This window comes from Cryobacterium sp. Hz9 (genome assembly GCF_004402825.1).
Classification (GTDB): domain Bacteria; phylum Actinomycetota; class Actinomycetes; order Actinomycetales; family Microbacteriaceae; genus Cryobacterium; species Cryobacterium gelidum.
Genome location: NZ_SOFC01000014.1, coordinates 294,270 through 319,100 on the forward strand (window position 1 = coordinate 294,270; position 24,831 = coordinate 319,100).

The 24,831-nt window shown below is 64.0% G+C and carries 21 protein-coding genes; 11 read left to right on the forward strand and 10 right to left on the reverse strand.

All coding sequences use genetic code 11. From position 1 onward, the window contains the following. Positions 1–41: 41 nt before the first annotated feature. Together galK and galT are read right to left on the reverse strand one after the other, a co-directional pair. The gene (gene galK / locus E3N85_RS08160) at positions 42–1,202 is read right to left on the reverse strand and encodes a galactokinase (RefSeq protein WP_134461868.1); all 1,161 of its coding nucleotides are present in this window, start codon (positions 1,200–1,202) and stop codon (positions 42–44) included. Continuing rightward, positions 1,195–2,412 (reverse strand): galactose-1-phosphate uridylyltransferase, encoded by a 1,218-nt coding sequence (galT, locus tag E3N85_RS08165; RefSeq protein WP_134461871.1) that lies wholly within the window; start codon positions 2,410–2,412, stop codon positions 1,195–1,197. Before galT ends, galK begins: the two co-directional genes overlap by 8 nt. Before the next feature lie 85 nt (positions 2,413–2,497). Between galT and E3N85_RS08170 the strand changes: the two genes are divergently transcribed. The 7 genes from E3N85_RS08170 to E3N85_RS08200 all read left to right on the forward strand — a co-directional run bounded on the left by E3N85_RS08170 (position 2,498) and on the right by E3N85_RS08200 (position 10,396). After that, the gene (locus tag E3N85_RS08170; RefSeq protein WP_134461874.1) at positions 2,498–3,415 is read left to right on the forward strand and encodes a DeoR/GlpR family DNA-binding transcription regulator; all 918 of its coding nucleotides are present in this window, start codon (positions 2,498–2,500) and stop codon (positions 3,413–3,415) included. Continuing rightward, a complete protein-coding gene (locus E3N85_RS08175; protein WP_134461877.1) occupies positions 3,412–4,377 on the forward strand; it encodes an aldose 1-epimerase family protein in 966 nt (321 codons plus the stop codon). The genes E3N85_RS08170 and E3N85_RS08175 overlap by 4 nt, the downstream gene beginning before the upstream one ends. A 66-nt stretch (positions 4,378–4,443) precedes the next feature. Further along, positions 4,444–5,460 carry a LacI family DNA-binding transcriptional regulator gene (locus E3N85_RS08180; RefSeq protein WP_134461879.1) on the forward strand — a complete coding sequence of 339 codons (1,017 nt, stop codon included), beginning with the start codon at positions 4,444–4,446 and terminating at the stop codon, positions 5,458–5,460. An 88-nt stretch (positions 5,461–5,548) separates the two neighbouring features. Beyond that, positions 5,549–6,895: an extracellular solute-binding protein gene (locus E3N85_RS08185; RefSeq protein ID WP_134461882.1), complete on the forward strand. Its 1,347-nt coding sequence runs from the start codon at positions 5,549–5,551 to the stop codon at positions 6,893–6,895. A 145-nt stretch (positions 6,896–7,040) separates the two neighbouring features. After that, the gene (locus tag E3N85_RS08190) at positions 7,041–7,916 is read left to right on the forward strand and encodes a carbohydrate ABC transporter permease (RefSeq protein ID WP_241978397.1); all 876 of its coding nucleotides are present in this window, start codon (positions 7,041–7,043) and stop codon (positions 7,914–7,916) included. Then, a complete protein-coding gene (locus E3N85_RS08195) occupies positions 7,913–8,812 on the forward strand; it encodes a carbohydrate ABC transporter permease (protein ID WP_134461888.1) in 900 nt (299 codons plus the stop codon). The genes E3N85_RS08190 and E3N85_RS08195 overlap by 4 nt, the downstream gene beginning before the upstream one ends. 48 nt (positions 8,813–8,860) lie before the next feature. Further along, positions 8,861–10,396 (forward strand): alpha-N-arabinofuranosidase, encoded by a 1,536-nt coding sequence (locus E3N85_RS08200; protein ID WP_134461891.1) that lies wholly within the window; start codon positions 8,861–8,863, stop codon positions 10,394–10,396. Between the two features lie 64 nt (positions 10,397–10,460). Here E3N85_RS08200 and E3N85_RS08205 read toward each other — a convergent pair whose 3' ends face one another. Both E3N85_RS08205 and E3N85_RS08210 read right to left on the reverse strand, forming a co-directional pair. Then, positions 10,461–11,612, reverse strand: a complete 1,152-nt coding sequence (locus E3N85_RS08205; protein WP_134461894.1) for a cystathionine gamma-synthase — start codon at positions 11,610–11,612, stop codon at positions 10,461–10,463. Between the two features lie 43 nt (positions 11,613–11,655). Further along, positions 11,656–13,020 (reverse strand): cystathionine beta-synthase, encoded by a 1,365-nt coding sequence (locus tag E3N85_RS08210; RefSeq protein ID WP_134461897.1) that lies wholly within the window; start codon positions 13,018–13,020, stop codon positions 11,656–11,658. Between the two features lie 258 nt (positions 13,021–13,278). Here E3N85_RS08210 and E3N85_RS08215 point away from each other — a divergent pair, with 258 nt between their 5' ends. Continuing rightward, on the forward strand, positions 13,279–13,959 hold the full coding sequence (locus E3N85_RS08215; RefSeq protein ID WP_134461900.1) for a DUF3105 domain-containing protein: 681 nt from the start codon (positions 13,279–13,281) through the stop codon (positions 13,957–13,959). A 14-nt stretch (positions 13,960–13,973) separates the two neighbouring features. Next, positions 13,974–14,678, forward strand: coding sequence for a DUF305 domain-containing protein (locus E3N85_RS08220; protein WP_134461903.1), 705 nt, complete (start codon positions 13,974–13,976; stop codon positions 14,676–14,678). A gap of 32 nt (positions 14,679–14,710) precedes the next feature. Here E3N85_RS08220 and E3N85_RS08225 read toward each other — a convergent pair whose 3' ends face one another. From E3N85_RS08225 to E3N85_RS08240, 4 genes are all read right to left on the reverse strand, one after another. Next, entirely contained in the window at positions 14,711–16,636 is a 1,926-nt protein-coding gene (locus E3N85_RS08225) for an ABC transporter ATP-binding protein (protein ID WP_134462240.1), read from the reverse strand. A gap of 98 nt (positions 16,637–16,734) precedes the next feature. Further along, on the reverse strand, positions 16,735–17,709 hold the full coding sequence (locus E3N85_RS08230) for a carbohydrate ABC transporter permease (protein ID WP_134461906.1): 975 nt from the start codon (positions 17,707–17,709) through the stop codon (positions 16,735–16,737). Then, positions 17,706–18,839, reverse strand: a complete 1,134-nt coding sequence (locus tag E3N85_RS08235; RefSeq protein WP_134461908.1) for a carbohydrate ABC transporter permease — start codon at positions 18,837–18,839, stop codon at positions 17,706–17,708. Before E3N85_RS08235 ends, E3N85_RS08230 begins: the two co-directional genes overlap by 4 nt. Before the next feature lie 152 nt (positions 18,840–18,991). Beyond that, positions 18,992–20,311 carry an ABC transporter substrate-binding protein gene (locus E3N85_RS08240; protein ID WP_134461911.1) on the reverse strand — a complete coding sequence of 440 codons (1,320 nt, stop codon included), beginning with the start codon at positions 20,309–20,311 and terminating at the stop codon, positions 18,992–18,994. Between the two features lie 316 nt (positions 20,312–20,627). Between E3N85_RS08240 and E3N85_RS08245 the strand changes: the two genes are divergently transcribed. Further along, positions 20,628–21,656 (forward strand): LacI family DNA-binding transcriptional regulator, encoded by a 1,029-nt coding sequence (locus E3N85_RS08245; protein WP_134461913.1) that lies wholly within the window; start codon positions 20,628–20,630, stop codon positions 21,654–21,656. Between the two features lie 169 nt (positions 21,657–21,825). Here the strand turns inward: E3N85_RS08245 and rplL are convergent, their stop codons facing one another. Together rplL and rplJ are read right to left on the reverse strand one after the other, a co-directional pair. After that, positions 21,826–22,209, reverse strand: coding sequence for a 50S ribosomal protein L7/L12 (rplL, locus tag E3N85_RS08250; protein WP_104083139.1), 384 nt, complete (start codon positions 22,207–22,209; stop codon positions 21,826–21,828). 54 nt (positions 22,210–22,263) lie between these two features. Further along, positions 22,264–22,779 (reverse strand): 50S ribosomal protein L10, encoded by a 516-nt coding sequence (gene rplJ / locus E3N85_RS08255; protein ID WP_092340410.1) that lies wholly within the window; start codon positions 22,777–22,779, stop codon positions 22,264–22,266. Between the two features lie 435 nt (positions 22,780–23,214). Between rplJ and E3N85_RS08260 the strand changes: the two genes are divergently transcribed. Then, positions 23,215–24,828, forward strand: a complete 1,614-nt coding sequence (locus tag E3N85_RS08260; protein ID WP_134462242.1) for an MFS transporter — start codon at positions 23,215–23,217, stop codon at positions 24,826–24,828. Positions 24,829–24,831: the final 3 nt, after the last annotated feature.

Sequence of the window (24,831 nt, forward strand, 5' to 3'; positions counted from 1 at the left end):
ATTCGCCGCGCGGATCCGCCGGTTGAAGAGCATCCCGGTGGCTATTGCTCGCGGTGCGCCCCACCCGCCGCCCGCACCACGAACATGACCGGCGCCGCGTAGCCGTGGCCGGCGAAGGCGGCGCTGACAGCGGCCATCACGGTCGGAAGAACGTCGCGGGGGGTGAGGGCGATCGCGGCGCCGCCGAAGCCGCCCCCGGTCATCCGCGCGCCGATCGCGCCGGCTGCGCGGGCGGTTTCGACGGCGAGATCAAGTTCGGGGACCGAGATTTCAAAGTCGTCCCGCATCGACAGGTGGGAGGCATCCAGTAACGCGCCGATCTGGGCCGGTCCCTGCTCGCGGAGTGTCTGCACGGTGTCGAGCACGCGCTGGTTCTCGGTCACGATGTGCCGCACCCGGCGAAATGTCTCGTCATCAAGCACGTCGGAGGCCCGATCGAGATCGTTCAGGGTCAAGTCGCGCAGGGATGACACACCCATGAGGCGCGCACCGACTTCGCAGGATGCCCGACGTGAGGCGTAGCCGCCGGTCGAGTGGGCATGGCTCACCCGGGTGTCGATGATCAGCAGATCGAGGTTGACCGAGTCGAAGCCGAGCGGAATAACCTCGGATACCAGGGTTCTGCAGTCGAGGAACACGGCGGCGTCGGGGCTGCCGAACAGCGACGCGGACTGGTCCATGATGCCCGTCGGCGCGCCAACAACCCTATTTTCGGCCAGCTGGCCAGCTCGGGCGAGGGCGCGCTGATCGAGGCCAAGGCGCCACAGGTCGTTGAGCGCGACGGCGACGGCGCTTTCGATCGCGGCGGACGACGACAGGCCAGCTCCGATCGGTACATCGGAAACGATGTAGGCGTCGAATCCGGTCACGGCGTCGAGCGGAGTGCCGACCTGGCCGAGCGCCCAGGCAACGCCGAGCGGATAGGCCGACCAGTCGTGCAAATTCTCGGGAACGAGCTCGTCCAGGCCGAGTTCGACGGCCTCCTCGGCGAAGGAACTTGCGACTCGAATCAGTCGATCTTCGCGGGGCGCAAGCGCGACGATCGTTCGCCGGTCAATCGCGAAGGGAAGGACGAAACCTTCGTTGTAGTCGGTGTGCTCACCGATCAGGTTCACCCGCCCGGGAGCCGACCAGAGCCCGGCGGCCGGATAGTCGTATCGGGCTTTGAATCCGGCGAGCGCGGTGCGGGTCAGGTCATGCATGCTCAAATACCTCACGGGTGGTCGGGAATGTCGAGTCGGGACGATTAGGCGTGGCGGAGCCGGACGCGGATGCATCCGCTGCATCGGCTCGATCGATCGCCGCGCGAATCGTGGTCGCCGCCTGTTCGGGGGTGACATCACCGATCCAGGCCCCCATCGCTGCTTCCGACCCGGCCAGGTACTTCAGCCTGTCCTCCGCACGACGGGGGCTCGTCACCTGCAGCATCAGCCTGATCTCAGACCGCCGAGCGTGAACGGGGGCCTGATGCCACGCCGCGATGTACGGCGTCGGCGTCGTGTAAATGGCATCGATCCCACGAAGCAGACGTCGGTACAGAACCGCAAGCTCGTCGCGCTCGGCGAGGGTCGTGGCCGCAAAATCCGGAACGTGGCGATGCGGGAGCATGTGCACCTCAATGGGCCAGCGCGCTGCGAAGGGCACAAAAGCGGTCCAGTGCGCGCCCTGCACGATGATGCGTTCACCGGACTGCTCGTGCGCCAGAATGTCCGCGAACAACGTGGGTCCGTAGGACTCGAGCGAGGAAATTACCCGCTGGGTGCGGGGCGTGACGTAGGGGTAGGCGTAGATCTGCCCGTGTGGATGCCGCAGGGTCACACCGATGGCCTCACCACGGTTCTCGAAGGGGAAGACCTGCTCGATGCCGGGCAGGTTCGACAGTGCGTGCGTGCGCTCGGCCCAGGCCTCGATCACGGTACGGGCACGGGTGACCGACAGGCTGGCAAACGAGCCTTCGCTCTCGGGACTGAAGCAGACGACTTCACAGCGTCCGACGGACGTGCGGGTGCGTCCCAGCCCAATCGTCGACAGGTCCGTGAGGTCGATGGGAGCGTCGGGATCCGTTAGTAACGGGCCGAAGGACGGTGTTTTGTTCTCGAAGACGGCCACGTCGTAATTGCTGGGCACCTCGGACGGATTCTCCGGAGTGGACGGAGCGAGTGGATCGAGGTTGGCGGGCGGCAGGAACACCCGGTTCTGCCGGGCTGCCGCGATTGACACCCACTCCGCGCTCAGTGGATCCTGCCGCATACGGGCGGTAACGGGGCGCGGATCGAGCTCCCGCAGGTCGGGGGCCCTGTGCTTGGGAAGCTTGGTGTCTGGGTCGTCGAAGTAGATGAGGTCACGCCCATCGGCAAGGGTGTGGCGCTGGCGGGCGATGCCGGTATCGGCGACGAAGTCTGCGTGTGTCATGGCGATCCCCACGATAACGGATTGTCTCAATAGAAACTACTACTTTCGTATTGAAAGAAATATATAACTAAGCGAAGATGGATGGATGACTTCTGTTGAGCCAACCGCATCGCCGTCGACGGCTCGCGCCCACCCCCCTGCAGCGTCGAGTGACCGCGACGCGCTGCCCGGGCCGGTCAGGCGGGAGCAGATCCACCGACTCATCGACGAGCGCGGTTTCGTGCGGGTCAGCGAACTCCGCGAGACCTTCGGGGTCTCCGCTGTCACCGCCCGGTCCGATCTCGACGCGCTGGAAGCTGACGGCACGGTGCAACGGGTACACGGCGGGGCGGTAGTCGTGCAGCGGCGCGACCACGCGGAGCGCCCCCCGCGTGAATCGTCCTTCGAACAGGCACTGGCAGCATCCGTGGTGCCGAAACAACAGATCGGCGCCCTCGCGGCCGGCCTCGTCTCGAACGGGCAGAGCGTAATCCTTGACGTTGGCACGACCACTCTCGCGATCGCCCGCGCCCTGGTGACTCGATTGGACCTCACCGACGTCGTCATCATCACCAATGGGCTGAGCATCGCGCTCGAGCTTGAACCGGCCATCCCGCGGTTCACCGTGATCGTTACCGGGGGATCTCTGCGCCCGCGTCAGCACTCCCTCGTCGAGCCGCTCGCCGCTACCGTGCTCAGCCAGGTACATGCCGACCTCGCCTTCATCGGCTGCAATGGCGTGCACGCCGAAGCCGGCGTCACCAACATCAACCTGCCAGAGGCGGGCATCAAGAAGCACATGCTCGCCGCGGCGACCCGCTCCATCGTTGTGGCCGACGCCTCCAAGCTCGGCCAGGTCCACCTCGGCCAGGTCGGGTCTCTCCGTTCGTTCCACTTACTGATAACGGATGCCGCCGCCGCCACCGCTGCGCTCGCCCCCCTGCGTGAGGCCGGTCTGGCCGTTCTGCAACCGGAACCGCCGGCCCCACAGCCCGAAACGAACACAGGAGTCACAACGTCATGAACACCGACACCACCCTTGACCAGACCCAGGCGACCGTTCGCGATCGCCCCCGGTCTGGTACCCAGTTCACCATCGCCCATTCCGGCTACTCGGCGGTGATCGCGAGCATTGGGGCCAGTGTCAGAACGCTTCAATACGACGGGCGAGACCTCATCGTTCCATTCGAAGCGGATTCCCTGCGACCGAACTATCGAGGCGCGACCCTGGCCCCCTGGCCCAACCGGATAGTGGACGGCCGCTACACCCACGACGGCGTCGCATACCGCCTTCCGCTCAACGAACCGGACAGGGGGCACGCCCTGCACGGACTGGTCTGCTGGCTGGACTTCCCGGCCGTGCGTCAGACCGACCGTGCCGTCACACTCGGTGCCATGATCGAGCCGCAGGACGGCTACCCCTTTCGTCTGGCGCTTGAAGTGACGTTCACGATCAGCGAGCGTGGACTCACAACGACGGTCTCGGCGACCAACCTGGGGGCAGAACGAGCGCCGTTTGGAACCGGACCGCACCCCTACCTGGTCGCTGGTCCTGGTCGCGTCGACGACTGGACCCTGCAGCTCCCCGCCGGCGAAGTGATGACCGTCACCGAAGATCGCCTCACGCCCGCCGGCATCCGACGCGTTGAAACTGAATCGAATGGGGCCTACGACTTTCGGACGCCGCGGCCCATCGCCGGGACGGCGATCGATCACGCCTTCACCGCTCTCGTGCGGGATGGTTCGGATACCGCGACGGTCCGACTGCTTGATCCCTCCGGCTCCGGGGTCGCGATGACCTGGGGCACCGACTGCCCGTGGGTGCAGATTCACACCGCAGACCTTCCCGACCCGGCGCAATCACGGCGTGGGCTTGCCGTAGAACCCATGACCTGCCCACCGGACGCCTTCAACTCCACGATCGACCTGATCTCTATCCGGCCCGGCGAGACGTCCAAGGCGTCGTGGAGCATCAGTGCGCTCTAGCCACGATTCAGCCTGAACCGCCTGACCAAACGAGGGGTCGCATCGCGTTTGGGTTAGCCTTCAGCTATGCGCCCAACGGTCAAAGACGTCGCGGCCCTCGCGGGTGTATCGCCCAAGACCGTGTCAAACGTCATGAACGGCGTCGTGTTCGTCGCGCCGGAAACCCGGAGCCGAGTCGAGTCGGCGATCATCGAGCTCGGTTACGTTCCCAACCTGAGCGCCCGCGGGCTCCGGAACGGCCGCACGGGGGTCATCGCTCTTGCCATGCCGGATCTGGGCACCCCGTACTCGGCAGAGATGTCGCATTTTTTCGTGGAAGTGGCGCACGAACAGGGCTGGGGCGTGCAGTTCGAGGAGACGGCCGAACGCCCGGGCCGCGCACTCAGCCTTGTATCGCGGGCCAGGGCGCACCTCGTCGACGGCGTCATCCTGAACCCGATCACCATTCAGGAAAGCCAATTGGTTGACGATGGCTCTCTGCCGCCACTCGTCATGATCGGAGAAGTCGAGCAGCAGCGCAACGATCAGGTCTGGGTGGACAGCGTCGCCGCCGCGCGGGACATGACGAGGCACCTGATCGAGCTCGGGCATCGACGCATTGCGATCGTCGGATCCCCCGGCCCAGCCTTCCAGACCGCCACGGCCGACCTGCGCCAGCGCGGCTACCGGGAGGCACTCCGCGCCGCGGCCATCGATCCGGATCCCCTTCTGGAGATCTCCTGTCACGAGTGGTCGCCGCGAGCAGCTTCCGAGGCGGTGACCGAATTCTTAAGGGTGAACCCGGCGCCCGATGCGTTCTTCTGCTTCACCGATTCCATGGCCATCGGCACGATGAGCGCCCTGTGGACCGCGGGAATCCCGGTGCCGGGCGACGTGTCGGTCGCCGGATTCGATGACATCGCCGACGGACAGTTCGCCACACCGCCGCTGACGACGGTGAGCTTTGACAAACGTGAATTCGCCGAGCGCGCGCTCGCACTTCTGGTGCAGCGCATGGGCAGCCCCGACGCGCCCCCGACCCGCGTGACGATCGCTCACACCGTTGTGGCTCGAGCAAGCACCCGCGTGCGAACACCAGCCTGAGGTTTCACTCCCCCGGTATCCAAGAAAAACTTCTTGCTCTTTCATTACAACGATGTAATGCTGGGGCCACCTCACAAAGGAGTGATCAATGACACCAGCACGGGTACCGATCGGAAGCACCGGAGTGCTCACCCGTCGCAGCGTTCTCGCTGGCAGCGCGGCGCTTTTCGGGGGCGCCTTCCTGGCCACTGGCCTCAGTGGATGCGCCGCCACCGCCGGTCAATCCGGCGCGGAACAGTTGGCGTTTTGGCACCTGCTCACCGGCGGCGACGGCATCAAAATGGCGGGCCTCGTCGACGAGGCAAACGCCGACAACCCGGGCTTTCACGTGACGCAGACCGTGCTGACCTGGGGCACGCCGTACTATACGAAGCTCGCGATGGCCTCGGCCGGAGGCCGCGCTCCCGACGTAGCGGTCATGCACGCCTCGCGCCTCCCCGGCTACGCACCCGGGGGGCTGCTCGACCCCTGGGACCTGGATGTGCTGGCCCATTACGGCATCACCGAAGACAGCTTCCCGGCACCGATCTGGGAAGCATGCTTCAGCGGCGGCGAGTTGTTCTCCGTCGCGCTCGACGCGCATCCGTTCATCTTGATGTACAACACCGAGATCGCTGCCGCAGCCGGTGTGCTCGGCCCCGACGGCCAGCTGATCGACATCGACTCCCCCGAGCAGTTCGTGGACGTCGCCCGGAAGATGCAGGTCGTCACCGGCAAGCATGGATTGTCCTACGGCTATCTCGGCGACGGCGCACAGATGTGGCGTCTCTTTTACACTTTCTACAAGCAGCAGGGGGCCGATATGACCCTCACACCGGGCGAAAACGTCGAGGTCGACGAAGACGCCGCGGTCACGTCCCTCGAATTCATGCAGACCCTGCTCGACGACACAATCGCCACGGCGAGTGGCGACTATGCCACGGCCCTGGCCGAATTCGTCAACGGCGAGAGTGGGCTCTTCTTCAGTGGCGTCTGGGAGTTGCCCACCATGACGGCAGCCAACGTACCGATGGACGCGACGCCGATCCCCACACTCTTCGGCACTCCGGCCGTCTACGCAGACTCGCATACTTTTGTTCTGCCGCATCAGGACAACCCTGACCCCGCCAGGCGCGAAGAAGTGTACCTGTTCGTGTCGAACGTACTGAAGAACTCGATCAGCTGGGCACAGGCCGGCCATATTCCGGCCTACTTGCCCGTCGTCGACGGCCCCGGCTACGCCGAGCTGATCCCGCAGGCGCACTACGCGATGGCGGCGGAGAATCTGAACTACGACCCGCAGGCGTGGTTCACCGGTTCGGGTTCCGATTTTCAGAATTTCTTCGCGGAGAACGTGCAGTCCGTCCTGCTCAACAAGACGGATGCCAGAGCGGGCTTCCAGGGATTCGTGCGGCGCCTCAACGTGCTGCTGTCCAAGCCGAACCCGGTCCGATGATGAACACCGCGACCAACCCTGGTACCACCGAAACATCTATTCGTGACTCATCAACCGGGCAACGAGGGAGCCGATCATGACTGAGGTTGTCGCACCACCCCGCGCCGAGGTATCCGTGCAGACCATCGCGAACGCAGTCCCGCGCATGCCCCGCTCTCGCCGGCGGGAAAACACGGTGGGCTGGGCTTTTCTCGCCCCGTTCGCCGTCGTGTTCGTCCTCTTCCTCGTGACGCCGCTGGCCTGGGGTTTCTATCTCAGCTTCACCGGGCAGTCCCTCACCGGGGCCGGCGGAGGACTCGTCGGCTTCGCCAACTACTCCGAGGCGCTCGGCGACCCCGACATGTGGCGTTCCATGGGCAACACCCTGTGGTTTACCGTGCTGAGCACGGTGCCACTCGTGCTCGTCGCTCTCGCCATGGCGGTGCTCGTCAACCTCGGCCTTCCCGGCCAGTGGATCTGGCGGCTCGCTTTCTTCATGCCCTACCTGCTCGCCTCGAGTGTGGTCTCGCTGTTCTGGGTGTGGCTGTACAACCCCCAACTCGGACTCGTGAACGCCCTGACCGGACTCTTCGGGGCGACCCCGGTGGCGTGGCTACAGGACACCGACTGGGCCATGATCGCGATCGTGGTCACCACGGTGTGGTGGACGGTGGGCTTCAATTTTCTGCTCTACCTCGCCGCCTTACAGAACATTCCCGAACAGCAATACGAGGCAGCCGCACTCGACGGCGCGGGCAAGTGGCGTCAGCTGTTCTCCATCACGATTCCCCAACTGGCACCCACGACCATGCTGATCGTCATCCTGCAGGTGCTCGCGTCCCTCAAGGTCTTCGATCAGGTCTATCAGATGACCGGTGGAGGTCCCGGTGGTGCCACCCGGTCAACGGTCGAGTACATATTCGAGGTCGGATTCACCGGCTACCGCTTCGGCTACTCGTCGGCGATTTCGTACATCTTCTTCGCCATCATCGTCATCGTGTCCATCGCGCAGTTCGTGTTCCGAAAGGGAGCCCGCTCATGACCGCTCAGCTGCTCGTCCCGTCCGACATCGTTGAGCGCGCGATTCCATCACGCCGTCGGACGGTGCCCACAAGAACATCGGCGTCCTCCGTCGTGGCTTTCGCCATCCTTGCCGTGCTGGCTCTCGGCTGGCTGCTGCCCTTTGTCTGGGCGGTCGTCACGTCGCTGAAGACCGAGACGGATGCCGGCTCGACACCGGTGTCGTGGTTTCCGGAGAGCGGATTCACCATCGCTGCCTATCTCAAGGTGCTGGGCGAAGGAAACCTGCTCACCTGGACGGCCAACAGCCTCTTCACCACCGTGGCAATCACCGTGATCACCGTTGTCGTCTCGGCGCTGGCCGCCTACGCGTTCTCCCGCATCGATTTCAGCGGCCGCCGCTGGATTTTCGTGCTGGTTATCGCCTCGATCATCATCCCCCCTCAGGTTCTCATCATCCCGTTGTTCTACCAGATGCTCGCCCTCAACCTGGTGGACACCTACTGGGGCATCATCCTGCCCCAGGTCATCGCTCCGGCCATGGTGTTCGTGCTGAAGAAATTCTTCGACCAGATTCCGATCGAGCTCGAAGACGCCGCACGGATGGACGGCGCGTCCCGGCTGCGCATCTTCTGGTCGATAGTGGTGCCGCTGTCCCGCCCCATCCTCGCGGCCGTATCGATCTTCGTCTTCATCGGGGCCTGGAACAATTTTCTGTGGCCATTCATCGTGACGAACAACTCCTCACTGATGACCCTTCCCGTAGGACTGCAGACGGTCAAGAGCGCCTACGGCGTGCAGTACGCCGAAAACATGGCGATGGCGATCCTCGCCGCCCTGCCGCTCATTGTCGTGTTCCTCATCTTCCAGCGCCAGATCATCAAGGGCATCGCCACCACCGGGCTCGGCGGCCAGTAGGTCAGCACACCCAGTTCAGACTTCACCCGCACCATTGATAGGAGAATCATGACCAACGCTCGAATCACCCTCGTTCGCGACTTCACCCTCGGGGAGGTGCCCCGTCGCCTGTTTGGGTCCTTCGTCGAGCACATGGGGCGCTGTGTTTACACCGGAATCTTCGAGCCCGGGCATCCTGAGGCCGACGAGAAGGGCTTCCGCCAGGACGTTCTCAAACTCGTCAAGGAATTGGGCCCCACCGTCGTGCGCTACCCGGGTGGCAATTTCGTCTCGGGATATAACTGGGAGGACGGCGTCGGTCCCGTCGACAAGCGCCCGCGCCGGCTTGATGGGGCCTGGCACACCGTCGAGTCCAACGCCTTCGGCCTGCACGAATTCGTGGACTGGTCCAGACTCGCCGGGACCGAGATCATGGAGGCGGTCAATCTTGGCACCCGGGGGGTGGATGCTGCCCGTGAGCTCGTGGAATACTCCAACCACCCCGGCGGCACGTACCTCTCCGACCTGCGCAAGCAAAACGGCTCGGCCGAGCCGTTCGACATCAAGCTCTGGTGCCTCGGCAATGAGCTCGACGGCCCCTGGCAGATCGGGCATAAGACCGCGCACGAATACGGTCGGCTGGCTCAGGAAGCCGGCAAAGCCATGCGCTTCGTCGATCCAGACATCGAACTGGTTGCCGTTGGAAGTTCGCACTCCAGCATGCCCACCTTCGGCGAATGGGAGCACACCGTGCTCACGCACGCCTACGACGAGGTGGACTACGTGTCGCTGCACGCCTACTACCAGGAAGACGACGGCGACGTGAAGAGTTTTCTCGCCACGGCAGTCGACATGGACTATTTCATCGAATCCGTCGTGTCAACGGTGGATGCCGTTCGTGCGGCCGGCAAGCACAGCAAGCACGTCAATCTTTCCTTCGACGAGTGGAACGTCTGGTACCAGCGCGGCCTCGACACCGACGACCAGCCGCATAATGTCTCGAAGGGCTGGCGCGAGCATCCGCGTCTCATCGAAGATGCCTACAACGTGACAGATGCCATCGTCGTCGGGACACTGCTGAACTCACTCCTGCGCCATGGCGACCGCGTGAAAATCGCCAATCAGGCCCAGCTCGTGAACGTGATCGCGCCGATTCGCAGTGAAGAAAACGGGCCGGCCTGGCGCCAGTCCATCTTCTGGCCCTTCGCCAGAATGGCGGAGCTGGCCCGTGGGCAGATCCTTCGGGCCAGCGTCGACTCAGACAAGTACGAATCCGCGAAGTTTGGCGACGTAGACGTCGTCGACGTGAGCGCCACCTGGGACGAAGACAACGGCCGGGTAGCTCTGTTCGTCGCCAATCGCGGCCTCGACGAGTCTGCCGACGTGGACGTGTCCCTGTCTGGTTTCGTGTGCGGACGCGTGAGTCGAGCTGAGGTACTGCGTGTGCCAAACGGCAAGGACAGGTTTGCCACCAACACCCTCGAGAGCGGCGAACAGGTGGGGCTGTCCCCGCTGGCCGGGGTGACCGTGACCGGCAGCCGTCTCCGGTTCACGCTCCCCGCGCTGTGCTGGGCTGTCATCGAGGTCGAGGTCACCCGGGCGTAGTCGGCGCAAACCGCGGGATGGCTGAGCTCGCCATCCCGCGGTCGCGCCCGGCCACGCGGCCCCGCTATCCGCGGGGCAGAGCGCTCGCGAGATCGGCGATGAGGTCATCGACGTCTTCGATGCCGACCGACAGGCGCACGATGTTGTCGGGCACCTCGAGTTCGGTGCCGCGCACCGAGGCGTGCGTCATCTCGGAGGGGTAGTTCACAAGCGACTCGACTCCTCCGAGCGACTCGGCCAGTTGGAACAGGTGTGTGGCTTCAGCGAAGCCGCGCGCCGCCGCGGCGCCACCGGCGAACGCAATGGAGATCATGCCGCCGAAGCCGGACATCTGCTTTGCGGCCAGCTCGTGGCCGGGGTGGCCGGGCAGCCCCGGGTAGAAAACCTGCTCGATCGCCGGATGTCCATCGAGATACTCGGCAATGGCCTGCGCGTTTTTGCAATGGCGCTCCATCCGCACCGAGAGCGTCTTAATGCCGCGCACGGTGAGCCAGGCGTCGAGCGGAGCCGAGACCGGACCGGCCGCGAACTGCAAGAATTGGGCCTTCTCGTGCAGCGCGTCGTCGTTGATGATGAGGGCGCCGCCGAGCACGTCGGAGTGGCCGCCGAGATATTTCGTGGTCGAGTGCACGACCACGTCAGCGCCAAATTCCAGCGGATGCTGCAGCGCCGGTGACGCAAAGGTGTTGTCGACGATCGCGACCACACCGTGGCGATGCGCGATCTCGGCCAGGGCCGCAATGTCGCTGATCTTCATGAGCGGATTGCTCGGCGTCTCGACCCAGAGAATTTTTGTCTCCAGGCGGATGGCCGCTTCGACCGCAACCAGGTCGCTCATCTCCACCGTGGTGTTCTGCACACCCCACGCGGCGTGCACCTTGTTGATGAGGCGGTGGGTTCCGCCGTAGACGTCGTTGCCGAGCACGACGTGGTCGCCGGGCTGGAGGATTGCGCGCAAAATGGTGTCCTCCGCGGCAAGTCCGCTCGCGAACGACAGGCCGTGTTTACCACCCTCGAGCGCGGCGAGCAGGCTCTCCAGCGCGGTACGCGTGGGGTTGCCGCCACGGCTGTACTCGTAGCCGCCGCGCAGGTTGCCGATGCCGTCCTGCACATAGGTGGAGGTCTGGTAGATCGGCGGGATGACGGCACCGGTGGTCGGGTCGAATTCCTGACCAGCGTGGATGGCGATCGTGTCGAACTTCTGGGTGTTGGCCATTGCGGGCTCCCTAGTGATCTGCGTATGAATAGAACCGAAAAAGTTAGACGCTCAGATAGCTGAGCAGGTCGTGCCGGGTGATGACGCCGAGCGGCTTGCCACCGCCGGTCACGAGCAGCGCGTCGTGCTCGGCGAACGCGGCTCGCGCTGCGGCGACCGGCTCGTTCACCCCGATCAGCGGCAGCGCTTCGCCAACGATCGAACCGACCCGATCGGTGAGCTTGGCATCGCCGGAGAAAACGAGGCCCATCAGGGCACGTTCATCGACCGCGCCGAGCACCTCGCCCATGACGACGGGCGGCTTGGCGCTCAGCACAAGCAACTGCGATACACCGCCCCTCGTCATCGTTTCGATGGCGTCGTGCACGGTGTCGCTCGGGTGCACGTAGACGAACGCGGGAAGTCCCCCGCTCTTCGACTCGAGCAGGTTCCCCACCGTGTGACCGGTCGGGGCGTTGCTGAAACCGTAGCTGCGCATCCACCCGTCGTTGAAGATTTTGCCGAGGTAGCCACGGCCGCCGTCGGGCAGCAGCACGACGATCGTGTCGTCGGGTCCGAGCTTTTCGGCCGCGCGGAGGGCCGCCACGACGGCCATCCCACTGGAGCCGCCGACGAGGATTCCCTCCTCGAGGGCGAGCCGGCGGGTCATGGCGAAGGAGTCGGCGTCGGACACGGCGATGACCTCGTGCACGACCGTTGGATCGTAGGCGCCAGGCCAGAAATCCTCCCCGACACCCTCAACCAGGTAGGGGCGGCCGGTACCGCCGGAGTAGACCGACCCTTCCGGGTCGGCGCCGATGATGCGCACGGCGTCGCTTGAGACCTCGCGCAGGTAGCGGCCGGTGCCGGTGATGGTGCCGCCGGTGCCGACGCCGGCGACGAAGTGGGTGACGGTGCCGTCGGTGTCACGCCAGATCTCGGGACCGGTGGTCTCGTAGTGGCTGAGCGGGCCGTTCGGGTTGAAGTACTGGTTGGGTTTGAAGGCACCCGGAATGTCGCGGGCCAGCCGGTCGGACACGCTGTAGTAGGACTCGGGGTCGTCCGGTGCGACGGATGTCGGCGTCACGACGATCTCGGCGCCGTAGGCCGTGAGCACATTGCGCTTATCTTCGCCGACCTTGTCGGGCAGCACGAACACGCACTTGTAGCCGCGCTGCTGGGCTACGAGGGCCAGGCCCACACCGGTGTTACCCGACGTGGGTTCGACGATTGTGCCACCAGGCTTCAACAGGCCGTCGCGCTCGGCGGCATCGATGATGCGCACCGCAATGCGGTCTTTCGCCGACCCGCCCGGGTTGAGGTATTCGAGCTTCACGAGCACCGTTGCGGTCAAGCCTTCGGTGACCTTGTGGAGTTTGACCAACGGGGTGTCACCGATAAGGTCAAGAACGGTGTCTGCGATCTTCATGGAAATTCCTTCTGTCGGGCTGCGCGCCAGGTGGCAGGCGCGGCCTCGGATGTGCTCACCGATTCGGCGCTGGCCGGCGCGTTCGTACGAAATCGACTAGCGACAGCAGCAACTCGACGATGAGCGGTCGCTCCTCCACTCTAACGGGCGGCGAGATCCGGTCACCAGCCTGAGAAATAGCCGTGAGAGCGGCATCGGGGGAAGCTACAGGGACGACTGATACGTTCACAGTGAAGCAGTTCCAATAGAGAGGCCCTCGTGACCCCCCAGCCCGGTTCCCCCGTGAACAAAGCGTCGATCAAGGAAGAACGCACCGCGAAGCGTGCGAAAAAGCTGGAGCAATATCACCGCCAGCAAAAGCGCGGCAAGCGTAATCGTCTGATTGGCATTATCGGTGGCGCTGTAACGATCGTCGCGATCATCGCCCTGATCGTGACCGCGTTCGTGCTCACGCCGAAGGCCGCCAACTATGCCGGCGGTGGCGCAGGCGATGCGTCGACCATCGACGGTGTCGAGACCTTCACGAACGGAGCCGGCCACGTCGAGACCGCCGTCACCTACGAGCAGACGCCGCCCGCCGGCGGCCAGCACGCTTCGGCTTGGCTCAATTGCGGCGTGTACGATCAGGCGGTTCCGAACGAGAACGCCGTGCACGCACTCGAACACGGTGCTATCTGGGTCACCTACGATCCGTCGATCTCCGACGCTGAGCTCGATCTGCTGAAGACGGAACTGCCCTCCAGCTACGTTGTGCTGTCGCCCTTCGACGGAATTCCCGCACCGATCGTGCTGAGCGGCTGGAATTCACAGCTGCAGGTCGACAGCGCTGACGACCCGCGCGTCGCCGAATACTTCACCGAATTCTGGAAGAGCACCAACGTGCCAGAAAACGGCGCCCCCTGCTCCGGCGGGATCGACGCACCCGGCAAAGTTTCTTGAGCCGCACTTAACCCGTGACTTCTGACCCCCCACAGCCCCCAGCGGACGCTCACCCACCGCGCCAACGCCGCTCCGTTTTGCGCGCCATCACCGTCACTGTCGCGATCACGGCTCTCGTCGTCGGCGCTGCGGCCTTTTCGGCGGGACGCTTGAGCACGCTCACCGACGCCACGCCCGACACCACAAGTGCCGAGGCTGGCTTTGCCAGGGACATGCAGGAACACCACAACCAAGGCGTCGAACTCGCCCTGATTGTTCGCGACCGTACCGGCGACGCACCCGTGCGGCTACTCGCCTACGACATCGCCACGACGCAGGCCAGGCAAAGCGGGCAGATGTCGGGCTGGCTCGCTGTCTGGGGGCTACCGCAATTTGCTCCCGAACCGTCGATGACCTGGATGACCCGGTCCGGACTGTCCGGCAACACGCACGATTCGTCTCACTCGGCGGGCACCGACGCCGGCCACGTCGCCGGGGCACCGATGCCCGGACTCGCGACCCCGGCGCAGATTGCCGCTCTCACCGCGGCATCCGGTGTGGAAGCGGAGCGGCAGTTTCTCGTCATCATGATCGCCCACCACCTGGGCGCGATCGCAATGGCCGAGGCCGTTCTCGATCGCAGCACGAACGCGACCGTGCACGCTTTCGCGACGTCCGTCGTGCTGAGCCAGAAGTCCGAGATCGACCTGATGACCGGGATGCTCGCTGAACGTTCCTAGCCTGACACCCCGCTGTCACCCGGAACGTATCGCTAGGGGGCCGGGAGGCGCTCGGGGGAATCCGTCACGGGGCTCGCGGTGATCTGGCGGGCGTAGAGGCTCGCGTAGACGGCGCCGCGGACGAGCAGTTCGGCGTGGGTGCCGCGCTCCACGATCCGGCCGGCATCGACGACGAAGATCACGTCGGCGTCGACGATCGTCGAGAGACGGTGCGCGATCGCAATCGTGGTGCGGCCATGGCTCGCGGTGTCGAGGGCTGCCTGCACCACGCTCTCCGAGATGGAGTCGAGCGCGCTCGTGGCCTCGTCGAGGATGAGCACCGGCGGGTCTTTCAGTAAGACGCGCGCGATGGCGATGCGCTGCTTCTCACCGCCGGACAGCCGGTAGCCGCGCTCCCCGACCATGGTGTCGTACTTCTCCGGGAAGGAGTCGATCGTGTCGTGGATGTTGGCGGCGCGCGCGGCCGCGATGAGCTCAGAATCCGTCGCCTCGGGTTTGGCGTAGCGCAGGTTCTCGGCGATGGTTGCGTGGAACAGGTAGGTTTCCTGGCTCACGATACCGATGTGGGAGACGAGCGACTCCTGCTGCAGGTCGCGCACATCGAGGCCGGAGAACAGCACACGGCCGGCCGCGGCTTCGTAGAAGCGCGGAATCAGGTACGAGACGGTGGTCTTGCCGGCCCCCGACGGCCCCACAAAAGCGGCGAACTGGCCCGGCTCGATCGTCAGTGACACATCGTCGAGGGTCGGGCGCGCGTCACCGCGAGCGTCCGGGTAGGCAAACCGCACCCGGTCGAACTCCACCCTGCCTCGAGCCGCCCCAGCCGACGGCACCAGGGCAGCATCGGGCTTGTCGCTGATCGCCGGCTTCAGGTCGAGGTATTCGAAGATGCGCGCGAACAACGCAGACGAGGTCTGCAGGTCGAGGGCGACCCGCATCAGACCGAGCAACGGAAAGATCAGCCGAGCCTGCACCGTGGTGAAGGCCACGATCGTGCCGGGCGTGACATCGGTCGTGCCATTGAACATGAGCGCCCCCGCGACGAGGTAGACGATCGCAGGAATGGCCGATAGGAACACGCTCACCGTGGCGAAGAACCACTGGCCGCTCATCTGCTGACTCACCTGCAGGCGCACCTGATTGCGGTTCTCTTCAGCGTAGCGTTCGATCTCGTTCTGCTGTCGGGTGAAGCTCTTCGACAGGAGGATGCCAGACACGCTCAAGGTTTCCTGCGTGATGGCGGTCATGTCCGACAGCGATTCCTGCGTCTTGCCGGCAATGCGCGCCCGCACCTGGCCGACGCGGCGCTGGGCGAATACCAGAATGGGCATGAGTACCACCGCCACGATCGTCAGCTGCCAGTTCAGCAGCAGCATCGCCACGAAGGCGGCGATCACCGTGACGGTGTTGCCGAGGATGCTCGAAATGGTGTTGGTCAGCACCGTCGCGACGCCACCGACATCATTTTGCAGCCTCGACTGAATGACACCGGTCTTGGTCTTGGTGAAGAAGCTCAGTTCCATCGCCTGCAGGTGGGTGAACAGCCGCACGCGCAGGGCGCCCATGACCTTGTTACCCACCGTCGCCGTCAGCCAGGTCTGCCAGACGCCGAGCAGCGCATTGACCAGGAAGACGCCGAGCATGAATGCCACCAGCACCCCGAGCACCGAAAGGTTGGGAGTGCCGCCGGCCGGAAAGAGGCCGTCGTCGAAGGCGCGTTGGGTGAGGAGCGGCGGCACCACCGAGAGGGCGGCGCTGACCAGAACCAGGACGACGGTAACGATGAGGGTGCTGCGATGCGGGGCGAAGAGTGCACCGATGCGTCGCAGTAGGTGCGGGATGCGCGGGGCAAGCGCGTTCTCGGCGCGCTGCGCTTCGGCATCCGCTCCGCTGACTCGCTTACGCGGGCGTTCGACCCCTGCCTGCTGCCTCGGGCCGTGGCCGGGAGCACCGTGCATTCCACTCATGCATTTACTCTAAACGTCACCGCAGACTCGGCAGCACGGATGCCCGCGGCCAAACCGGCCACGGGCATCCGTTTCTAAGAAAGGCGGGTCTAACCCTTGGTAGAACCGGCGAGCAGTCCGCGCACGAAGAAGCGCTGCAGCGAGAAGAACACGATCAGCGGAACCAGAATCGACAGGAAGGCACCGGCTGTGAGCAGATGCCAGTCCTGCCCGCGGGCACCGGAGAGTTCGGCGAGTAGTTTGGTCATCGGGGCGACCGCACCGTCCGCGAAGATCAGCGCCACCAGCAGGTCGTTCCAGACCCAGAGAAACTGGAAGATGGCGATCGACGCGATGGCCGGCATGGTCAGCGGCAACACGATGCGAAAGAAGATCTGCCCGTGGCCGGCGCCGTCGACCCTGGCCGCTTCAATGACCTCGCTCGGTATCTCCGAGACGAAGTTGTGCAGCAGGTAGATGGCCAGGGGAAGAGCGAACATGGTGTGCGCGATCCACACCTGCGAATAGCCGCTGCCGGGGTTGAGCGCCGCGACGACCGGGAAGCCAAAAATAGTGCCGCCGGAGAAGAATTGCAGGAGCGGCACGAGGGCCATCTGAATCGGCACGATCTGCAAGGCGAAGACACCAATGAACATGGCGTTCTTGCCTCGAAAGTCAATCCAGGCGAAGGCGTAGGCGGCGAGGCTGGCAATCATCAACGGGATGAGCGTGGCCGGCAGGGTGATCGCGATCGAGTTGATGAATGACCCAGCCAGATTGAGCTGGCTGTTGCCCGCGGCCAGAGCCGTCGTGTAGTTGTCGAAGGTGACCCCGGTGTTGGTGAAAATGGTCCACCAACCGGTGGTGCGCACCTGCTGCGCCGGCCGGAAAGACGACACCAGCAGGCCCAGGGTGGGGATCGACCACAGCACCGCGATGATGAGCGCCCCAATGGTCGCTCCGCGGCTGGTCAGCCGTTTCTTGGTGTTGCGGGCGATGGGCGACTCCATCCGGCGAACGCCGCGTCGGAGTCGCCGCGTGGTCTGGGCGTCAACGGGAAGTCTTACGGGCATGACGGAGCTCATCGGATTTCCCTCTGCTTCTTAATCTGGCGGGCGTTGTAGACGACGATCGGCAGTACCAGCAGGAACAGCACCAGGGCGAAGGCGGCTGAGCGGCCCTGCTCGAAGTTCTTGAACTGGGTGTACATTTCGTTGGCGACGACGCTGGTCTCGTTGGACCCGGCCGTGGTGGTGCGCACAATGTCGAAGACCTTGAGCGACACGATGGAGATAGTCGTCAGAACGACCACGAGGGCGCTACGGATGCCGGGGACGGTCACGTTCACGAACTGCTCCCAGGCGTTGGTGCCATCGAGTTCGGCCGCCTCCATCTGCTCGGTCGGCACGCCCTTGATGGCGGCAGACAGCACCACCATGGCGAACCCGGTCTGCACCCAGATGAGAATCACGATGAGAAACAGGGTATTGAACGGGGACACCGAGAGAAAGTCGACCGGCTGCCCGCCGAACATGACCACGAGCTGGTTCAGCAGGCCGATCTGCTCCTGGTCGGCCGGGCGGGCCGTGTAGACGAAACGCCAGATAATGGATGCTCCCACCAGGGAGATGGCCATCGGCATGAAGACCAGAATCTTGAAGTACTTCTCACCGCGGCTCTTGTCGATGAACACCGCGTAAGCGAGGCCGGCGATGGTCGAGATGGTCGGAACGATCAACACCCAGACAATGGTGTTGAGCACGATGCGCACGTTCTCGGGCTGGGTGAAGATCCAGGCGAAGTTGTCCAGGCCAACGAACCGGTCACCGCGAGCGCTCATGAAGGCCTGCACCGTGGTCTGAATGGTGGGAATGACCAAGCCGATGCCGAGCAGGATAGCGGCCGGGGCGAGAAAACCGACCAGCTGGAACAGGTAGCCGGCACCCGTGCGGGAGCGGTAGTCGATGTAGAAGAAGCCGAGTCCCAATACGCCGGCGCCGATAATGGCCCAGGTGTAGGAGTTGGCAACCAGCAAAATCAGCAGTGGTGCCAGAACGCAGACGGCAAGACGAATGATCGTGTAGCCCCGGCCAGAGCGTGGGGCGATCTCGACGAAAAACAAGATGGCACCAACAACGACACCGAACGCCAGGATGACGATGGGGACTTGTGCCAGCGCTGGTAATTGCGCCAGCCAGGAGAAGAAAGCGGACATCTGAAACCTTCCGAGTACGACAGTAAACCCTGGTATTCGCCCGACAACCGGTGAAAACGTATCGATAACGCACACCTGCCACGCACGGTGTGCCGCCCGGTATTCGAAGCGGGCGGCACACCGTTTTCATGCCTGAGTGATGGCTGTTCCAGCTAGCTGGACGGCCAGCCCGCTTCGATGCTCGTGAGCACCTCGTCGGTCGGTGTGCCGTTGATCCAACTGACCATGCCCTTCCAGAAGGTTCCCGATCCCACAGCGCCCGGCATCAGGTCGGAACCGTCAAAGCGGAAGGTGGTTTTCGGGTCCTGCAGGATGGTGATCGCTTGTTGCAGAATAGGGCTCGTTGCCTTGGATGCGTCCAGGCCCTTGTTCGCGCTGATCACGCCGCCGAGACCGACCCGGCTGTTAGCCCAGTCAGCGCTCGAGAGGTATTCCAGCACCTTCTGGGTGTCGGCGTCATCGGAGAAGGCGCCGACAATCTCGCCGCCGCCGGTGACCGTCTGGCCACCCGCCTTGACCGAGGGAGTGATGAAGGCCCAGACGTCGGCGTCCGGTCCAACCTGTCCGCCAGCATCCGTGATGAATCCATCGAAGAAGGAGGCCTGGTGGGTCAGCGCGCAGGTGCCGTTGGAGATGGGGGTGGCCACATCTCCGAACGGGGTGCTGTTGATCGACTTGACGTCACCAAAGGTGGCATTGACGTAGCTGGGGTTGAGCAGAATCTCACCGAGGGAGTCAAAGGCACCCTTGATGGCCGGGTCGGTGAAGGGGATCTCGTTGGCGACCCACTTGTCGTAGGTCTCGGCGCCGGCCTGGCGCAGCACGAGGTCTTCGACCCAGTCGGTGCCGGGCCAGCCGGTGGCGTCACCGGAGCCGAAGCCGGCGCACCAGGGAGCCGCACCGGTCTTTTCCTGGATGGTCTTGGTGACGGCGAGCAGTTCGTCCCAGGTGGTGGGAACTTCAACGCCCCACTCCTTGAATTTCGCCGGTGAGTACCAGACGAAACCCTTGACGCTGGCCATCAGCGGCGCGCCGTACAGAGTGCCGTCCACCGTGCCGTAGGCCTTCCAGTCGGCCGACCAGTTCTTGTCGACATTAGCCGCAACGGCGTCGGGTGCTGCCTTGAGGAAATTGCGGGAAGCGAGGTCCTTCATCAGCCCGGGCTGCGGGAAGATCGCGATATCGGGAGCGTTGCCGCCCTGCGCGCGGATAGAGATCTGGGACTCGAATTCCTTCGACGATTCGTATTGAATGTCGATCTTGTTGTCTTTCTCCCACCCGGCCCAGGACTTCTCGAGGAGCTGGGCTTCGGTGTCGGCGATCGTGCCGTAGACGGTGACGACGCCATCGCCCTTCGCGCCCGAGTCGGCGGTGGTGGCGCCGGGTCCGCCGGAACAACCAGCCAGTGCCAGACCAGCTATCGCCGCCATGGCGATCGGTGCTGTAAATCGACGGTGCAGGGAAGGCCGCATCTTGTTTCTCCTCATTGAGTGGTGTCGGATCGTGTAGAGCGAATGCGAATGGTGAATAGAGCTGGCGGTGCCCGTGGGAACAGGGTCTCGTGCATGAATCTCGGGAACCGGTTCCAGATCATAAAGTATGTCACCTCTTGAGGGATGGCAAGTCCAAGAATGTAACGGAATGGCAAAGATCCCAGCCACAGCGTTGGGCGGTGTCCGAGTTTAGCGGCTGCATCACGACAGAATCAAGAGATTTCATGGAACCGGTTCCATGCCTGCCGAACGCACGCTAGGGTGTGAGAAGCAGTCACCATAGACGGAGGCATAGATGAGCGCGATCGCCGATGTCGCGCGCCTCGCCGGTGTGGCCAAAGCCACGGCCAGCCGTGCATTGAGCGGCCGCGGCTACGTTTCTATCGAGACCCGAGCAAAGGTCATCGCCGCTGCCCGGCAAATTGGGTACGTTGCATCGCCGAACGCCGCGAGTCTGGTGACCGGGCGCACGCAGAGTGTCGGCGTGATCATTCCGTACATCAGTCGCTGGTTTTTCGGGGAGGTCCTCGAAAGCCTGGAACTGGCCCTGCTGGAGCAGGGCTACGACATGACCCTGTACAACCTGCCTCCCGCTTCCCCGGAGCGCGACCGTGTCTTCGAGTTTTTCCTGGCCCGCAAGCGATTCGACGGCATTATCTCGGTCTGCGTCGAGCTGAGCGAGCAGGAGGTCGAACACCTGCATCGGCTCCGCCGCCCCCTCGTCGGCATCGGTGGCCCCATCCGCGGCGTGGCCACGATCGAGATCGACGACGTTGCGGCCGCCCGCCTGGCCACCGAACATCTGCTCAGCCTCGGGCACCGCGACATCGTGCACGTGGGCGGCAGCCAGGTTGACGAGATGGACTTTCAGGTGCACAGTAACCGCCTGCGCGGCTTTGAGGCTGCGATGACGGCGGCCGGTCTTCCGGTCAGCGGATGCTTCTACTCCTCGGAGTTCACCACGCCCGGTGGGTACGCCCGGGGCCTGGCTGTACTCGGCGACCCCCGGAGACGCCCCACGGCAATCTTCGCGGCGAGTGATGAGATCGCCTTCGGGCTCATTTTGGCGGCCCGGGAATTGGGAATTCGAGTGCCCACGGAACTGAGCGTGATAGGAATCGACGGGCATCCGCACGCCGAGATGTTCCGTCTTACTACCCTCGCGCAGCATCCGCGCATGCAGGGCGAACTCGCGGTACGCACGCTGCTGGCCGGACTTGCCAGCGGGAGCAGCGTCGGCGCGTCGGCCGTGTTGCCCACCAGCCTCATCATCCGGTCAAGCACCAGTGCGCCACGAATGCTACGCGGCCTGGGTGCCGAATAACGCCCATTCACGTCCGCCGGCATCCGCGCAACCTATCGACGCGAATGAATGACGACGGGTACGACAAAGGGGGGCGCCGTCTCCGTTCCGGAAACGACGCCCCCCTGCTCACTGATCGGCTCGAAGCCGGTCGGTTACGCCTCAATCAGAACCCCTCGCGGGGCATAGATTACTTGAGGGTAACGGTGGCGCCGGCCTCTTCGAGGGAAGCCTTGGCCTTGTCGGCAGCATCCTTGGCAACGCCCTCGAGGACGGCCTTCGGCGCGCCATCGACAACGGCCTTGGCCTCGCCGAGGCCCAGGCTGGTGAGCTCGCGCACAACCTTGATGACCTGGATCTTCTTGTCGCCAACGGCGTCAAGGATGACGTCGAATGCGGTCTGCTCTTCAACCTCTTCAACGGCAGCGGCGGGGCCAGCGGCTCCGGCAGCGGCGACGGGGGCTGCTGCGGTGACCTCGAAGGTCTCCTCGAACGCCTTGACGAACTCGGAGAGCTCGATGAGGGTCAGGCCCTTGAACTGCTCAAGCAGGTCTTCAGTGGAAAGCTTTGCCATGATGTACTCCTTTTAGTTTCTTAAAAATTCGTGAACCGCGGTGTAGGCAGGTGCCTAGTTCGCGGACTCCTGCTTCTCACGCAGCGCGTCGATGGTGCGAACAGCCTTCGACAGCGGTGCCTGGAAGAGATAAGCGGCTCCGAACAGCGATGCCTTGAAGGCGCCGGCCAGCTTGGCCAGCAGCACCTCACGGGACTCGAGGTCGGCAAGCTTGCCAACCTCCGCTGCGGTGAGCGGGTTACCGTCAAAGTAACCGCCCTTAACCACCAGGAGAGGGTTTGCCTTGGTAAAGGCACGCAGGGTCTTCGCGACGGCGACGGGGTCTCCGTGCACGAAGGCGATAGCGGACGGACCGACAAGTTCCTCGTCGAACGAGGTGATGCCGGCCTTGTTGGCCGCAATCTTGGTGAGCGTGTTCTTTACCACGGCGTACGTGGCGTCCTCACTGATGGACTTGCGCAGGCTCTTGAGCTGCGCAACAGTGAGACCGCGGTACTCGGTGAGCAGAACGGCGGTCGAGCTTTCGAATTTCTCCGTAAGCTCGGCGACCGTTGCTTCCTTGTTCGCCATGGTGCTCCTCATTAATAATCATGTGCCGGGTAGCCCGGGGCGCAAACATGAAAAAAGCTCCAGCGCAGGGCGCCGGAGCTTGGGAAACAATCCAGAAGACTGAAACAAAACTTCGAACACCTGCGCGGGCCGTTCACGTGAATGAACCTTCGTCTGCTCCCCGTATTTTTACGCGGCGCAGCGACCGGCGGTCTGTGGCTTTTCAGTACGTTACGGCATGCACGGCCAGATACCAAATGCGCCGCGGCGCCGGGCCCGACTCAGCGGCTTCCGACGGCGATGGCGTCGAGTTTCCATTCGGACAGAAAAGTTGTTGACATCGGTCTACTATCTGCGTATTGTTGACCGTTGTCAACTAATTGCAGGAGTTTCATGAGTCGCGCAGCACGCCGCAGCAGGGCATCCGTCACCCGCCGTCCCAACGCCGACGGGTCGATGAGTCATCGCCAGGTTCTGGAGTCCCTCTCCGGCCTGCTGCTGGGCATGTTCGTCTCGATTCTCGCCGGAACCGTCGTCGCCACCTCCCTGCCGCTGATCGTCTCCGATCTTCAGGGCGACCAGTCGGCCTACACCTGGGTGGTCACCGGCACGCTGCTGGCGACCACGGTAAGCACACCGGTCTGGGGCAAATTCGCCGACCTGTTCAATCGCAAGCTGCTGATTCAGGTCGCCCTCGTGGTTTTCGTACTGGGATCGGCGCTGGCCGGATTCTCGGAGGACACCGGCACACTCATCGCGTTCCGCATTTTGCAGGGCCTCGGCGCCGGTGGCCTGGCCGCCCTCAGCCAGATCATCATGGCCGACATCATCAGCCCCCGCGAACGCGGCAAGTACGCCGGCCTGTTCGGCGCTGTCATGGCCCTTGGCACCATCGGCGGGCCGCTCCTCGGCGGCGTGGTGACGGACGCCTTCGGCTGGCGCTGGAACTTTTTCATCGCCCTTCCGGTAGCGGTGGTCGCCATCATCCTGTTGCAGGTCACCCTGCACCTGCCCGCGCGCGTGAAGCGCGTTGTGAGCATCGACTACCTGGGCATCGTGCTGATCGGCGGCGGGGTGTCACTCCTGCTGATCTGGGTCACCCTGGCGGGCAAGTCGTTTGCGTGGACCTCGCTCCCCTCCTTCGCCATGGTGCTCGGCGCAGCCATTCTGCTCATTGCCGCCGTGATCGTGGAGTTCAGGGTGAAGGAACCGATCATTCCACTTGACCTGTTCAAGAACCGCACCGTCACGCTCGCCGTCATCGCAAGCCTCGCGGTGGGCGTGGCCATGTTCGGCACCTCGGTTTTTCTCAGCCAGTACATGCAACTCGCTCGCGGCGCCACGCCAACCCAGTCTGGCCTGCTCACCATCCCCATGATGGGTGGACTACTCATCGCCTCGACCGTTTTCGGCAACCTGATCAGCCGCACCGGAAAGTGGAAAGCCATCATGGTCTCCGGCAGCGTGCTCGTGCTGGCCGGTTCCCTGCTGCTCGGCTCCCTGCGCTTCGACACGAGCCTGGTTTTCGTGGGCGTGTTCATGTTCATCCTGGGAGCCGGTGTGGGCATGATCATGCAAAACCTCGTGCTCGTCGTGCAGAACACCGTAGAGATTACCCATCTCGGCGTGGCCACGAGCACCATCACGTTTTTTCGCAGCCTCGGCGGCACAGTCGGCGTCTCGGTTATGGGCTCGGTGCTCGGCACCCTGGTCGCCCAGTACATCCGGGACGGCACCGCCACCCTCAGCCCGGCTAACCAGCTTGCAGCCATGCAGACCCTCGGCGATGGCACCATCCCGCAGGTGTCCCTGCTGCCGGCGGCACTGCGCATCGTCGTCGAGTCGGCCTACGGCACCGGAGTGGGCAACGTGTTCTTGATCATGGTGCCCCTCTCGATCATTACCCTGGTTATGATCGCGCTGCTGCCAAACATTCCCCTCGGCACCATGACCGGCATCGAACGGGAACGCTCGGGCGCCGATACGGATCCGACGACCGGACAGATTTTGGTCGGCGTGAGTACGGCATCCGTTGCCCTGCCCCCAGTAGCCCCCGATCAGCGTCGGTAGAAT